This window comes from Methylomonas sp. PHL2-19 (genome assembly GCF_059331595.1).
Map to the genome: position 1 here is coordinate 1 of NZ_CP196842.1, position 13,810 is coordinate 13,810.

Annotated in this window: 15 protein-coding genes and 1 pseudogene; 14 read left to right on the forward strand and 2 right to left on the reverse strand. The window is 55.6% G+C overall.

Annotation, left to right across the window (positions count from 1 at the left end; translation table 11 throughout):
* Positions 1-33 precede the first annotated feature (33 nt).
* On the forward strand, positions 34-324 hold the full coding sequence (locus ACR02O_RS23290) for a hypothetical protein (protein WP_157198359.1): 291 nt from the start codon (positions 34-36) through the stop codon (positions 322-324).
* Here the strand turns inward: ACR02O_RS23290 and ACR02O_RS23295 are convergent.
* Entirely contained in the window at positions 295-504 is a 210-nt protein-coding gene (locus tag ACR02O_RS23295; RefSeq protein WP_157204502.1) for a hypothetical protein, read from the reverse strand. The two genes, ACR02O_RS23290 and ACR02O_RS23295, sit on opposite strands and share 30 nt — an antisense overlap.
* Before the next feature lie 131 nt (positions 505-635).
* Here ACR02O_RS23295 and ACR02O_RS23300 point away from each other — a divergent pair, with 131 nt between their 5' ends.
* From ACR02O_RS23300 to ACR02O_RS23320, 5 genes are all read left to right on the forward strand, one after another.
* Entirely contained in the window at positions 636-1,577 is a 942-nt protein-coding gene (locus ACR02O_RS23300; protein WP_064028483.1) for an AAA family ATPase, read from the forward strand.
* Position 1,578: 1 nt separating this feature from the next.
* Positions 1,579-2,034 carry a hypothetical protein gene (locus ACR02O_RS23305; protein WP_054758406.1) on the forward strand — a complete coding sequence of 152 codons (456 nt, stop codon included), beginning with the start codon at positions 1,579-1,581 and terminating at the stop codon, positions 2,032-2,034.
* Positions 2,035-2,144: 110 nt separating this feature from the next.
* Positions 2,145-3,338: a DUF3150 domain-containing protein gene (locus ACR02O_RS23310; protein WP_444512354.1), complete on the forward strand. Its 1,194-nt coding sequence runs from the start codon at positions 2,145-2,147 to the stop codon at positions 3,336-3,338.
* A gap of 83 nt (positions 3,339-3,421) precedes the next feature.
* The gene (locus ACR02O_RS23315) at positions 3,422-5,206 is read left to right on the forward strand and encodes a vWA domain-containing protein (protein WP_444512355.1); all 1,785 of its coding nucleotides are present in this window, start codon (positions 3,422-3,424) and stop codon (positions 5,204-5,206) included.
* A 346-nt stretch (positions 5,207-5,552) separates the two neighbouring features.
* A complete protein-coding gene (locus ACR02O_RS23320; protein ID WP_494523510.1) occupies positions 5,553-6,101 on the forward strand; it encodes a hypothetical protein in 549 nt (182 codons plus the stop codon).
* Positions 6,102-6,108: 7 nt separating this feature from the next.
* Here the strand turns inward: ACR02O_RS23320 and ACR02O_RS23325 are convergent, their stop codons facing one another.
* Positions 6,109-6,465: a hypothetical protein gene (locus ACR02O_RS23325; RefSeq protein WP_494523511.1), complete on the reverse strand. Its 357-nt coding sequence runs from the start codon at positions 6,463-6,465 to the stop codon at positions 6,109-6,111.
* 153 nt (positions 6,466-6,618) lie between these two features.
* Between ACR02O_RS23325 and ACR02O_RS23330 the strand changes: the two genes are divergently transcribed.
* The 8 genes and pseudogenes from ACR02O_RS23330 (at position 6,619) to ACR02O_RS23365 (ending at position 13,671) form a co-directional block, all read left to right on the forward strand.
* Positions 6,619-7,200 (forward strand): hypothetical protein, encoded by a 582-nt coding sequence (locus ACR02O_RS23330; RefSeq protein ID WP_494523512.1) that lies wholly within the window; start codon positions 6,619-6,621, stop codon positions 7,198-7,200.
* A gap of 107 nt (positions 7,201-7,307) precedes the next feature.
* Complete coding sequence (locus tag ACR02O_RS23335) at positions 7,308-9,077, forward strand: DUF4942 domain-containing protein (RefSeq protein ID WP_444512359.1); 1,770 nt, start codon at positions 7,308-7,310, stop codon at positions 9,075-9,077.
* 191 nt (positions 9,078-9,268) lie between these two features.
* Positions 9,269-9,703, forward strand: a pseudogene (gene radC, locus ACR02O_RS23340) (RadC family protein); the annotation flags it as partial.
* 146 nt (positions 9,704-9,849) lie between these two features.
* Positions 9,850-10,473, forward strand: coding sequence for a hypothetical protein (locus ACR02O_RS23345; protein ID WP_494523513.1), 624 nt, complete (start codon positions 9,850-9,852; stop codon positions 10,471-10,473).
* Positions 10,474-10,562: 89 nt separating this feature from the next.
* Positions 10,563-11,189 (forward strand): hypothetical protein, encoded by a 627-nt coding sequence (locus ACR02O_RS23350; RefSeq protein WP_221054655.1) that lies wholly within the window; start codon positions 10,563-10,565, stop codon positions 11,187-11,189.
* Between the two features lie 73 nt (positions 11,190-11,262).
* On the forward strand, positions 11,263-11,598 hold the full coding sequence (locus ACR02O_RS23355) for a hypothetical protein (protein ID WP_157198355.1): 336 nt from the start codon (positions 11,263-11,265) through the stop codon (positions 11,596-11,598).
* Positions 11,599-11,731: 133 nt separating this feature from the next.
* On the forward strand, positions 11,732-13,384 hold the full coding sequence (locus ACR02O_RS23360; RefSeq protein WP_444512361.1) for a hypothetical protein: 1,653 nt from the start codon (positions 11,732-11,734) through the stop codon (positions 13,382-13,384).
* Complete coding sequence (locus tag ACR02O_RS23365) at positions 13,381-13,671, forward strand: hypothetical protein (RefSeq protein WP_140911877.1); 291 nt, start codon at positions 13,381-13,383, stop codon at positions 13,669-13,671. The genes ACR02O_RS23360 and ACR02O_RS23365 overlap by 4 nt, the downstream gene beginning before the upstream one ends.
* The last annotated feature ends 139 nt before the right edge of the window (positions 13,672-13,810 follow it).

Here is a 13,810-nt window from a genome sequence, read left to right on the forward strand (position 1 = left end):
GGCGTGTCTCCCTTTTTTATAGGAGATACGACCATGAACCTCAATTCTGTTTCGAAATTGCCACGCCGCGAACCCTCCATGTCCACGGCGGATAAGATCCTCGAACTGGCCGCGTTAAAACCGGCCACGGTCGCAGGCGCTTTATTGAATCATCCCGATATCTTCCGGGATCTCAACGAGTCAATTGCCACCACCTTGGTGCTATCGCTCGTCGACCGCGGCCAAGCCGACACCTTACGCCAATTGCTGGCGAGCAAGGCGATCGGCGAAGCTAAAGCCCACCTTCTGGCCGAATTACTCCTGTTGGAGGCATTCGCCGAGTAACACGGCTTGCAGCAAGCGGGATTCGGCACTCGTGTCCTTATCCCGCACGGCATCGGCCGCGACTTGCAAGGCCGCATTGTACTCCGACAACGTCTTCGGCGGCGCGGCGCGATTGGTCATCACCCGAAAGGCGTGCTGTTCCCGGTCGCTTAAACGTAGTTTATCCCCTAGTCGAATCATATCGGAGCCCTCAATGGTTTAGACCATCGTAACCGCTATGACTCATTAATCAACCCCGCAAGGGAGGTTCGCTTCCCTACCGGGGGCGCACGCCTTCTATTTCGGGAGTCACTCTTAAATCAGGAGGCAGTATGTACCAACAGTATTCCGTCGCCGATACCTTCGGCGTATCCGCACCGGCCTCGATGACCGTCGAAGGCTTTGTCCCGGCAAATAATCCATTCGTGCCGGTCCAAAAACCGTATGTGTTTCGGCGCGAGCCATTGCGCGACGTCCTGGCGTTCTTTCGGAATCCGAATGGCGATGGACTGTATATCACCGGTCCCACGGGCTCCGGTAAAACCTCGTTGGTTGAGCAAGCAGCCGCGCGCTTACACTGGGGTGTGCATGCCGTTGCCGGTCATGGCCGGCTTGAGTTCAACGATTTGTTGGGCCAATTCGTCTTAACCGGCAACGGCACGATGAAATGGACCGACGGCCCGTTGACCAGCGCCGTGCGCCACGGCCACGTGCTCTTGCTCAACGAAATCGATGCGACCGACCCGGCCGAATTGCTGGGTTTGAACGATATCGTCGAAGGCAAACCGCTGATGATTGCGGCCACCGACGAAGTCGTCATGCCGCACCCGAAGTTCCGTCTGGTTGCAACCGGCAACAGTGCCGGCGCCGGCGACCAGTCGGGCTTGTATCAAGGGGTGATGCGTCAAAGCGTGGCCTTTATGGACCGCTTTCGTTTGATGGAAGTGGGCTATCCGGAACCGGACGACGAAATGAGTATGCTGGAACGCACGGTCCCGACCATGCCCCTGAGCATTCGGGAACGCATGATTCAGCTGGCCAACGAGATCCGCAAGGTCTTTATTGGCGGCAGCGATTCGTCTGGTCTGCTCTCGATCACCATGTCAACCCGCAGCTTGTTGCGTTGGGCCCAGCTCAGTGCCAACTACAAAGGTTCCCCGAACGCCCTGGCCTATGCCTTGGATCGGGCGCTGGTTCTGCGGGGGGATGCGGCCGAACGCGAGGCCATCCATCGGTTGGCGCAAGACGTGTTCGGCAGCGATTGGCAGGTGTGACATGTCGGTGCTGTATTGGCAAGTCGAATGCCGCGCACCGCAACCGGTCGTCTTTGCCGTAAACCACGCCTTACATCAGTGGCGATCTTGTATCGACCGCTGGCAGCAAGACCTTGGTTTGAGTTATGTGGGTTGGCCGGATTGGGACTCGCTGCTGCGTTTAAGTGAAATCGGCCGCGGCTTTGACACCAGCGGCCAAATACACCCGGAACACGGCATTGCCCCCTGGTTATGGCTAACGGCGTTGAAAAAAGCCGGCTTCGTCGGCATCGACGTGGGCATTGTCACCGATGCGTCTCGCGAAACCTCGACCAACTTACACCAGGAATCCGAGGTGTTACAGCTATTCGGTACCAACCTAGTGCAGATCCGGCCTGTGGCTGAAGCACTGGGCTTGCTGTTGCCGTCCTTGGATCTGGTTGCCGCTTTAGGCGAAATGGACAGTGACTGGTTTTAACCGGTCACGGTTTTTACTTTTTTGAACCCGCCTTTCAACAGGCTTTATCAACCCGGAAGGGGCTTACACTGCCCTCCGGGGCTGTCGTAGGCCTCTTTTAAGGAGGCACTATGACGAAGTGTAATCAAATATTGGACCGTGTGGTCTTGGTCAAAATCCAAGCCAACATCTACGGCGCGCGGAAAAAATTGCGCAAAGAAGATCTGGTACTGGCCGACGGCAGTGAATTACCGCCCGAGGACTTGGCCAGCTTAGGCTCGAAACGTTTGCTCGATCCAGACCAGTTGGCTGACTTCAATCGCTTGAAAAAAGCGGCCGAACGCCACTGTTTACGGGTCGGCACCCGCTTCATGGGCGGTTTTGTGGTGCCGGTCGAACACGCGGACGCCATCGTGAGCGAGCTGGAAAAAGTCGCTCAGGAATTCGCGGTTAATAAAGCGAAGTTCCTGGCCGGCTACGACGACGCCGTGCGCGATTGGATCAAAAAGCATCCGAGCTTTGCCGGCATTATCGAAAAGGCGATCGACCCTATGGCGTACGTGGCCACGAAGTTGGGTTTCGACTTCATGGTGGTCGCCATCCGACAACCGGAAGCCTCCAGCCCGAAAGATGTGGCACGGCTGGAACAGCAAATCGATTCGATCGGCGGCCAGTTGTTTCAAGAAGTGGCCAACGACGCCGAGTTATTGCTGGAACAATCCTTGATCGGAAAAGATCAGGTCACCCGGAATGCGTTGCGGCCGATTAAGCGGATTCGCGACAAACTGGATGGCTTGAGCTTTTTGGATTATCGCGTGGCACCGATCGTCACCTGGATCGATGGCGTACTGCAAGAAATCCCCAATCGCGGCGCGATCGAGGGGGCCTTGCTGCAGGAGATCATGGCAATGACCATGCTATTGGCCGATCCCGACAAGCTTCGCCGTCACGGTGAAGGCTTGTCGTCGAACCCGTCCAAGGTAACGAACGACGAAGACGCGGATGACGTGTTGTCGTCAGGGCATCCGGCATCGCCGATATCGGCAGCCGTGATCGCCCCAGTGCAAACCAGCCTGCTCGAACCGAAGGAGCCGCCCATGGTGGACCCGGAAGATCTGTTTGCCGGCTTGTTAGACGATCTGTTTACCGACGATGAAGGCGAAGCTCAATCCTTTGCCGACATCGCTTCGCGGCCGGTTCTACCCGTTGCACCGCCCGCGTTGGCTGCGCAAGCGCTCGGATCCGACAACGACAACGAACCCGATACCCACGGCACCGACAAATCCAAACTACCGGAGGAAGCGGTGACCGAATTCTGGTTCTAAGCGTTTTTTTCATCACCCTATCGGGGCAATGCGACACGCCCCTCGGGGCTGTGGCTTGCCCCTTGTTTTTTAAGGAGCAAGCCATGCATCAAACTTTAGAACACGCGTTTCCCATTGTGGCGGCCGCGATCGGCAACCGCTTTGGCATTTCGGTCTCGGTCGGCGGTACTGACGCCTACACCGACGGCCAATCGATACAACTACCGGGCTACAACGGGTCAGATCCGCAGTACCAGAACTACGCGTGGGGCTATCTGGCCCATGAAGCGGCGCATATTCGGTTTTCGGACTTTCAGCTCGATTTTGGTGACTCGGTTCTGCGTCGGCGTATCTGCGGCGCGATCGAAGACGTGCGCATTGAGCATGAACTGGCCAAGGTCTATCCGGGCACCCGCTTGACCCTGGCAAAGGCGGTGGAACAGTTGGTGTCCGAAGGTCGCTTAACGGCCCAGACCGCATCCGATCATCCCGGCAACGTCCTGTTCGGTTACATTCTGAAACGGCTTCGAGCCAAGGTGTTGAGTCAAACGGTTCTCGAACCCTTAGTCGACGCCACCCGAGAGGCCTTGCGTGCATGTTTTCCACGCGGCGCTTTGATTCGCTTGGAAGGCTTATTGTCGGAAGTACCGGAGGGTTTAACCTGTGAACGCGACTGTCTGGATCTGACCGATCGGATTTTGGCGATGCTCGAAGAGGAATGTACCGAACCGACGAACACGTCGGCTAGCGGTGATTCGGACTCCGATTCGGAGGATGGCGACAACGCCACCCCTGAAGATGATAACGATTCATCCGACACGAACACCGAGCACGAGGATTCGTCATCGTCCGGCTCAGACGCAGACGGCGCCGAAAACCTGACCGATCCCGGAGACCCGGCCCCGTCCGATCAGGACGACGAGCCTGGAAACGAATCGGCGGGTGCGGATAACGCTTCGTCCGGAACGGATCAACCAGCCCAACAGGACGATAGTGCTACGCCGTCTTTAATGGACCAGCTGCGCATCACGTCCGAGCAAGACCTGGAACAGGATTGGTTCGAGACGGCGAAATCGCAATTGGGTTTGACGCCGGACTCTGCCGAAAAATGTACGCTACCGGTCGGTCTGTTTCCGAAAGGTAGTCGGCTAGTCGGCCAAGCCTTAGCAAACCGGGTGGAGCAGAACAGCAAAGCCCTGCGGGTCGCGTTGCAAAGCGCAGTGCAAGCCCACCAGCAAAATCGGCCGCAAGCCGCGCGAAACGGTCGACGTATCAATCCTCGCCGCTTAACCAAACTTGCGTTGGGCGATACGCGGGTGTTTTGCCGATCCGGGCAACGAGTTGCGCCCAATTGTGCGGTGCATATCTTGTTGGACAAATCCGAAAGCATGGGCGAAACCCTTGTCATTCAGGGTGAAAAAGTGAGCTTGCTGACCCTGGCCCTGGAAGCGTCGATGGCCTTGGCCCTCGCGTTGGAGAGTATTCAAGGGGTCAATCCGGCAATCACCGCCTTTCCCGGCGCCAACGATGAATCGGTGCACCAGGTGTTACGGCACGGCGAAAAAGTCCGCGACAATTTGGGGCGTTTTTCGGTCTTTTCGGCCTATACCACGCCGATGACGCAAGCCGTTTGGTTTGCCGCGGCGCAATTGCTGCAATGCCGCGAACCGCGCAAACTGCTGTTAACGGTGACCGACGGCGTACCCAACGATTTACCGGGCACGCTGTCGATCTTAAAGCGTTGCCGTGACAGCGGCATCGAAACCCTCGGCATCGGCTTAGGGGTGGAGGTTGGCCATTTGTTTCCGGTCGCCCTCACCATTCATGACCTGACTGAATTGAGGCCTCAGCTGTTCGCACTGTCCAAAGCCATGCTATTGGCGGCGTGAGCGCTTAGGTGACTTGAATCGTGTCGATGCGTGGCCAGAACTTCATCCTTGATGAAGTCCTGCCCGTATCGACACCCTTCCCTATTGCACGCCCGGCCGGATCGGGCTACAGTGGCGGTGTGCGATATCAGCCGGTTTTTTCATGCGTCGTCAGCGACGGGACATGAAAAAATCGACTTCATGCGTTCTTTCGAGAATGCTGATTCCGGCTTCTGCCGGCGTTCCGTCTTCAGGCGGCGAGCAAAATCCATTTTGCTTGTATCGGTTGCGTTAATGCCGATCCTTAATCGGGCTTGTTACAAGCCTTTATCCATCCCGCTTCGGGCGCCATCGCCCGAACCGGGTCGTGCGTTTGAAGCATGTTCTTCCATTGCGGAAGGAGGTTTCAATGCACTTCATTTTAGGCACGATCATTCTTGCCCTATTCATCCTGGCCATCCGGGTGATCTGGCATACTCTCAAGTCCGCCCGGCTCTGGTTTAGTCAGCACTGGGCGTTATGGCAAACAGCACGCTTGCGCCAAGCTTCTGTAATGCCGGCCCTACTACCACCCCGCTTTACCGCACAAAACAGCCTGCCGGCAACGGATTGGGAAACCTTATCCCAAACCGTAAGGCAGGGTATTTTGGAACGCAACAACCGTCCGACCTACCGGCTCGAAACACTCGATATCGAGCTGCAGGTTAAACAGAAAACCCAAGCGATTATGCTTGCGGACATTGAAATAGCCAAATTGCAACTCAGTTTGGCCCAAGCACAGGAACTGCTCGCGCAGCCTGCAAAAAAGCGCCGCAAAACGCAGATGGAAGGACAGGCCAAAAGGCCGAATCCAGCCTCTGAATTGCGCAAAGCGCTTGGCAGCGGCAAAGAGGGCTCGCGTTCGGCCGTGCATTAATCGGCGGTCAGTGCAGCCTGGCCCTATCCGAAGGCAGGTGGAAGACGTTGTTGCTCTTCAGTTCCCGCTCGACATCGAGCCCGAGCTGAGGCGCAATCTCAACGATCGTCTCCTGCCGGAGCGCGCGGATGCGGGCTAACAGCGGTCCTGCAACCTGGGGATCGCGCAGTTTGGTTAACACGCCGACTTCGGCATCGTTCAATTCCTCCAGGATTTTTCGATACAAATCGAAGTGGCGTTTGCCGGGCCCTACCAGAATCGCCATCGGTTTTGGTTCGGGTTGTGACCGGGGTTTAGGTGGTGGATCGATGATTCGATCCAGCCACTTCACCCAGTTCACTAATCGGGTCATTATCGGGTTCATCGTCGTACCTTGAAAAAAGGAAGCGTACGCAGACCTTACAACGACTTATTTAAAGTGCAACCGTTTGCCCGCGCGGCCGGCGGTTTTTTATTCACCCTGGCGGGACTCCATCCTGCAGGGTGGCGGTTCCCGCCGATCACGGAGGGTATTGCCATGTCATTCTTACCAGCTCCGGTTTCGGAGATTCTGTATCTGAACCAATACCGTTGTCCCTATTGCCAGATCCAATGGGACGACGAATGGAATTGCGCCTGCAACGACCGTTGCCCATCGTGCAATGCCGAAATCTCACCCTACCACAGCGAGGTGCTGACCGAGGAGAACCCATCACCGGCCTACGCCGTGACGTACACCCTCGATTACACGCACCGGGTGGTAGTCGGCATCGTCGCAGAGTCGGCAGACGGCGCGCAAGCGGTGGCAGAAGCCGCCTTCGACGACGGTACCATCTGGGACGACACCCCGGAAATGCCGCTGTTGTTCGACGACTTCGAGGAAGTCGACGGCGAAACCCTGCGTTGGCAGGTCGAAGCGGTCGACGTCTGGCCCAAGGCCGATGCCTCGGTGGTGAAGCTACGTCAAGAACGCACCGCGATGGCAGTGTGCCGCGGTCTGATCGACGCCTACCAGCGCGGTAAAGACGCCGGCGGCAGTATCGATTGGGACAATTTGGACCAATTGTTAACGTTAGCTAAACAAGCACTGGGATTGTCTGATTCAGACCCAGACGCTTAATCATCCTTCGGCTTTTCGCGATATCCGCGGCGAGCCTCATTATCAATCCCTGCGGGAATGTCTGTTCCCGACCGGGGCGTGGCATTCCCCTTTTTTTGGAGAATGTCATGAGAGATCCCTTTCAATACTATGCCTCGACGGAAGCGCTGAGTATCAAGGCTTGGGCAAAGTTCAAGAACACCCGGTTTGTGCGGATCCTGGATTCATCGGCCGGCGAAGGCCATTTGCTCAAAGGCAAGCCATTCAAACAGTACCAGCGGGTACCGATTGATTGCGTCGAAATCGATATGCGTAAGCATGCGGTGTTACGTGCGCAAGGCTACACGGTGGTCGGGTTGGATTTCCTGCAGTTTCAAAACGGCAGCAGTTACTCGCACTGCATTATGAATCCGCCTTTTGCACAGGGCGCTCAGCACGTGCTGAAGGCCTGGGACATCTTGTTCGACGCTGAAATCGTCGCCATCCTCAATGCCGAAACCGTACGGAATCCATTTTCGAAAGAACGCCAGCTGTTAGTGCGTTTGATCGAACAGCATGGCGAGGTGGAGTTCTTATCGGACATGTTCGCCGGCGAAGATGCCGAACGCAAAACCAACGTCGAAATTGCCCTGATCTGGTTGAAAAAAACCTCAACCTTCGAACAGGAGATCCTCGGCAATATTTTGGACAATTTGCGTCAGGATCGTTGTGAAGCGGACGACTTGGCCAGCGCATTTCATGTGCCCCAGGAGTTAGCCTTACCGACTGCTTATATCGATAACGCGGTATTGATGTTCGATGCCGCCTTCGAAGCGACACGGCAGGCTGTATTCAGTGAAGCCCGTGCCAGCCGCTATCGAGCCATGCTAGGTAAAACCCTGGGTGAGCTGAGTGGTGGCGGTGTGCACACTGTAGACGATTCGTCATTGGATGCGGTGAAGCAGACGCTGTACGAACGTTATCAGGACCTGAAAAATCGCGCGTGGAGTAGCATTCTGCGTTCGACTCAGGTCAAGTCACGATTGTCATCGGCGGCGCAAAAGCGGTTGGAGTCGGATTTCGAATCGATAAAGTCTTTGGAATTTACCGTGGCGAATATTTACGGTTTTCTGCAAGGCATCATCGATCAGCAAGGTGAAATTCAACTCAGCATGGTCTGCGATGTGTTCGATCTGATCACGCGCTACCACAGCGACAATGCAGTGTATTACATGGGGTGGAAATCCAATGATAAACACCGCACGCTGGGGATGCGGATCAAGACCACACGCTTCGTACTGCCAGGGCATAAAGTCGAGTCCTACCACACAGGTCTTGACTGGAATTCGGAGCAACTTCTAGCCGATTTCGACAAGGTCTTTGCCTTGCTCGACGGCAAGACCGAAGCGGAAGTAAGTTTGGTATCGGTGTTTAGGCAGCATTTCAGTGCGCTTAAGGACGGTGAACGGATAAGCAGTAGTTACTTTGACGTTCGTTACTATCCGGGCGCCGGGACCATCCACTTTTTTCCGAAAAGCAAGACCTTGATCGACCGCATGAACCGTTGGGTTGGCTGTCGGCGACGCTGGTTACCGCCGGTGGATACTCAAGCCGGTCCAGGTTTCTGGCAGCAGTTCGAACAGGCTGAATCGCTCGATCGGGCATTTCATGCCGAGGTAAATAAACAGTGTCCAAGCGGCACCAGACACTTACGCTTCGATCCCTTTTGGGCCATCAAGCACGGCGGCGAGTCGGAACGGGAAAAAGGCAACACCCTTTTAGCCCAGGCAATGAGCGCGGTACTGGCCAGCCGAGGGATCGATCCGGATGCGATGTTGGCGAATGAACCCGTCAACCGCAATTTGCTGGAATGGATTGATGCCTTGGAGTCCAATCAAGATCTGCCTTTGGCGTCGTAATTGAGCCTCTTTAGCAAAATATGTTCTGCCGACGGTCAACGTCGGTAGACATCGCTGACGAGGCTTTGAATATTTTTGACAACCCTTCCGGAGAAAGTCTACCCCGGCAGGGGACGGCTTTCTCCACATTTTAAGATTACCGGAGAAAGCCCATGTTATTCATTCAAGAAACCAATAATCGTTATCGTAAGGCTGATGAACAGGATGTCATATCAGAGGCCATTAAGATCTACAACCGCACGTTCAGTCGAGGTGAACCCTTGAACAGTCCTGACGACGCGAAGGACTGTATCAAATTGAAGTTGGCGCCATACGAGCACGAAGTATTTCTGTGTTTGTTCTTGGACAATCAACATCGCGTTATCGCTTGCGATGAATTGTTCCGGGGGACGATTGATGGCGCTAGTGTGTATCCGCGCGAAGTGGTCAAAGCTGCGCTGCACCATAATGCGGCAGCTCTGATTATGGCGCATAACCACCCGTCGGGGATTAGCGAACCTAGTCGGGCCGATCGCGCGATTACAGCAAAACTTCAAGAAGCCTTGGCCTTGATTGACGTTCGTGTACTTGATCACTTCATCGTCGGCGAAACCGTGCATTCATTCGCTGAGCATGGCTTGTTGTGAAAAAGTATTGGCGTCAAGCTTACTCCTCGATTAAGCCAAAGACCGACCCTATCTTAAGTTAACTACTGGTCTCACCAGTACCTTACCCTGCGGGAATACCTGTTCCCGACTGGGGCGTGGTGTTCCCGCTTCAACTGGAGAACATCATGCAACACCACATTATTGAACAGACCAGTCACGGGAATACAGTTCGCTATCAGCGTCTGCCGTCCGGCACCTGTTATCACGAGGACACGCCTCAAGAAGTCATTGCTCTGCTTGAGGAAGTCCAGGGTACGCAACGGAAAATCCGTTTGTACTATGGCGACCCGGCAACGGGACAGTCCTGGTTCGACGAGAACGATGTCATCGGCACTATCGGTCGCTCATGCGGCAAGATCAAGGTGCCGTTGCTGATCGAACCCGGTGAAAGCGGCGGTCCGGCTATTTTGGACCACTGTATCGTGCGGATTGACAGTCCGTTTCGGACCATTTATCAGCACCCGACCTTTCGGGTTGGCGACGTTGCCATCCAAAAAGGGGTCCACGTCGATTATCCGTGGTCGGTCACGATCGACGGCCAAGTCCATGCCGGCTTTGTAAACAAACGGCGGGCAAATGCGTTTGCTGCCTTCATTCAAGGCCAACGCTTTGCCTTGCCCGTCGACAAGCACGGGCTAATCGAGTGCGAAAACGACGATTTACCCTGGCAAGTTTGGGTGAACGACCGGCAGAAGGCCGCTTTTTTGTCTGAAGCTGAAGCGACGCGGTATTGGCACGCACTGCAGTAACCGGGCGCGATTGACATTGTATTTAACCCCGACGGGTACCCTACCCGTTTGGGTGCGGCTTGTCGGGGCATTTTCTGAGGAAAATCACCATGACAGACCAACCACAAAACAATGACGCCGCCATCAAACGCAGCGTACAGCAATCTTTGACGGACCAAGGCTGGGTCGCGCTCAACAGCGTGGCCATCGCCACGAAAGGCTATGCCACCGCGGTCGGACGCAAGCAGGCCTATGTATTCGTAAGCTACTGGGCAAACGAATGGGTAGTGACCGCCGGCTATGACAGTCAAGGCCGCAATATCCTGGAATCGCTACTCGTAACATTGCCGGAAACGGCCAATGCCGACACGATTCGGAAGGCAATCGCGGAATTTTCGGCTGCCATCGACGCGCGGGTCGCGGAAAGTTACGCCGTCCGTCTGATCCGGAATGAACCGCAAAAACAGCCCTTCCGGCTGGGTACCACGGTGGTAACACCCGGCGTACTCGCTCTGCTGGAAGACATGCTGCTCGATGCGGGCTACTTGCTCTCGCGCCACGCTGCCGATTGGGCCGTAGAGGATCCGGTGTTAGAACAATTTGTGTTGGCTGAAGGCGGTCAACTGATGTCGGTGTATCGGATTAATGACGCACACACCGTCTGGGTCATCACCAAAGCCGATCATTCGGCGACAACAGTGTTGTTGCCGGACGAATATTACCCTGAGCCTTTTTGAAACCACCCTTGCGGGGAGCACTGTCTTTCCCGTACGGGAGCCTGTGTTCCCCGTCATTTTTGGAGAAGGAACCATGACTGCACTCGTATCACTCTCAAACGGAAGGATACAAACCTCTATCGCCGCACTGGCGTTGTTAACCGCCTGCGGTGTCGAAATGACAGCGTTGTTGGACCGACATGCCAACGGCGATTGGGGCGATATCAATCTGGACGAAGAACAGGAAAACGGCCTATCCCTCGTCTGCGGCGGACCGATCGTTTCGCAATTCAAGCTGTCCGGCCTGGACAGTATTCGAATTGTGACGGATACGCTCCGAAAAACGACGCGGATTAGTCTTGCGACCGAACCGTACAGGCTTGCTGGAAACGCCAGCCATTCGTTTGGCGGGGAGGCTCTGGCAGCTTAACACCACCCGCGCGCATCACATGGGATAACCCGGTGACGCGCGTTAAAACCCAATGACTCGGGGAAACGGACATTCCCCGCCAGGGGTGCGTCTCGATTTCCTCGACGTTCCAATTTAATTGAGGAAAAACACCATGAACGCACCCCTACAACTGAAAGTAAACCCTGAAAATTTAGTCCACAGTCTGAAGTGGAGTTTCACCAATCGGACGACGTATTTGGGTGAACTGATGCAGAATGCCCGCCGGGCCGGCGCCAGCTATGTCGCGTTCGACTACTGCGCCGATACCAACACCTTGACCGTGACGGACGACGGCTGCGGAATCGATTCGCTCGAAACCCTGCTCACCGTCGCCGAGTCCGGCTGGGACATGGAACTGATTGCGAAGGAACACGCCTTTGGCGTCGGTTTTCTATCCGCGATCTTCGCCTGCCGGCACCTGGGGTTATCCAGTAAAGGCGGGTGTTTTTCGGTCGATACCGATCATATCCTGGGGTTTCAACCGGTGGAGGTTTCGCCGGTGACCGATTGGAACGGTCTGACCGAAATCCGGCTGGTCGATATCGACCCAGGTAAACTCAAAAATACCCTGGAGGAATTAGCGGCCGGTTTTCCAATTCCGGTGCATTTTAACGGAGTCTCGCTACCGCGACCCAACGCCATCGATTCTATCGGGGCGGCGGAGTTTGTGGCATCGCCGGTCGGCGAAATTCGCTTAATCAACCTGATCGATTCGTATCGGTATTACCGGGATTGCTTGGTGTATTTGCAAGGCCTACCGGTATATCGAGGCCACTATTACCGTATCGGAGACACCAGCCACCTTGGCAATATCGTGCATCTGGATAGCGCTCAATTCATGGCCCGCTTACCGGATCGCGACAAATTGGTGGATGAAGCCGATGTGATTAAGCTGATCCATGAGGCGATCGCCGCGGCGGTCGAAAGCCAGCTCATGGCACTGAAAACGGCCTTGAGCGCGGACGATTTCCTGACCTACTACCCGGTGCTACGCGAGTGCGGCTTGATACACTTACTCAACGATGTCGACCAACTGCCCAAAGCGCTAGTCTCCCGCATCCAACGGCCGCCGGTCTGCGATACCGACCTGTTTGGCGACTTTCTGGAAATGGTTGACCAACCAATTACCCAGTCCGCCGTCAAAAGCGGACAAGTGCAATTGGTGACGATTGACGACGATCTCCAGTCCGATGGGGCCTTGCGATACCTGCTGGCTTGGAAAAAGGGCTGGGTGCTTATCGATAACCGATTCGACGCCGGGCATTGGGTACAGCCCTACCTGCGGCACTTGAGCCAAGAAGAAGTGCGGAGTGAGATCCTTGAGGAGTCACATCGCGCGCAATTTCAAGGCATCTGGGTTTGGGTGACCGCGGTGTTTTGCCGGGCTTACCGGATTCGGATCGGCGCCGATAGTGTTGATATCGACGCACACGGTGCTTATACCGGCAACGAGCAAGACGATATCGTCCTGATTCCCTGCCAGGAAAAGTGGGGTGACGTGCTGGAACAGGTGTCGCGTTTCTGCGAGAACGACGATGACTATCAAGGTTCCTGTCACGATCAGGACGTCGAGCAATTCGGCTGCTTCATCGTGGCGAATACCGCCGATGATCCCGCCGACGCGTTGAAACGGCTGATGCCGGATCTAACCGGATGCAAAGTGTTGCACGGCAACCGATTCGTGGTGGAGATTGCCCCTGATGGACATCTGGCAGCCGTTTCGATAGCGGAACCCGCTTTAACCGACCTCGAACGGCCGTCATGACCTCGAAATTCGTCTTCGACGCGCAAACGCTGGATACGGAGCCTGGCCATCCCGAGTCGCCCTTTTCGCCGCCGGCGGATTGGACGGGCGACGACGACGCCTATTTGACCTGGCTGAGAAGCCAATTCAAGGCCAGTCCTTGGGTTAGACAACGGTTAGGTTTGGCGGCCAGACGTTACGCAAAACAACAGCCTTTAGACTTTCGAGGCCGGTTCGGCGCGCTATTGCCGACTGTCCTCGATAGCATTCTGAGGAAAATACACGCCGAGCAGTCTGTCGGCGATTAACCCCATCCCCCTGACGATCGCGTTAGGGGGATGTTTTAACGCTTAACGCGATTCAATCGCAATCCGCCCGGACGGGAAACAGCTTCCCGGTCTGGGGGCTTGTTTTCCCGACGGTTTTTCATAACAATTCGAGGAAACC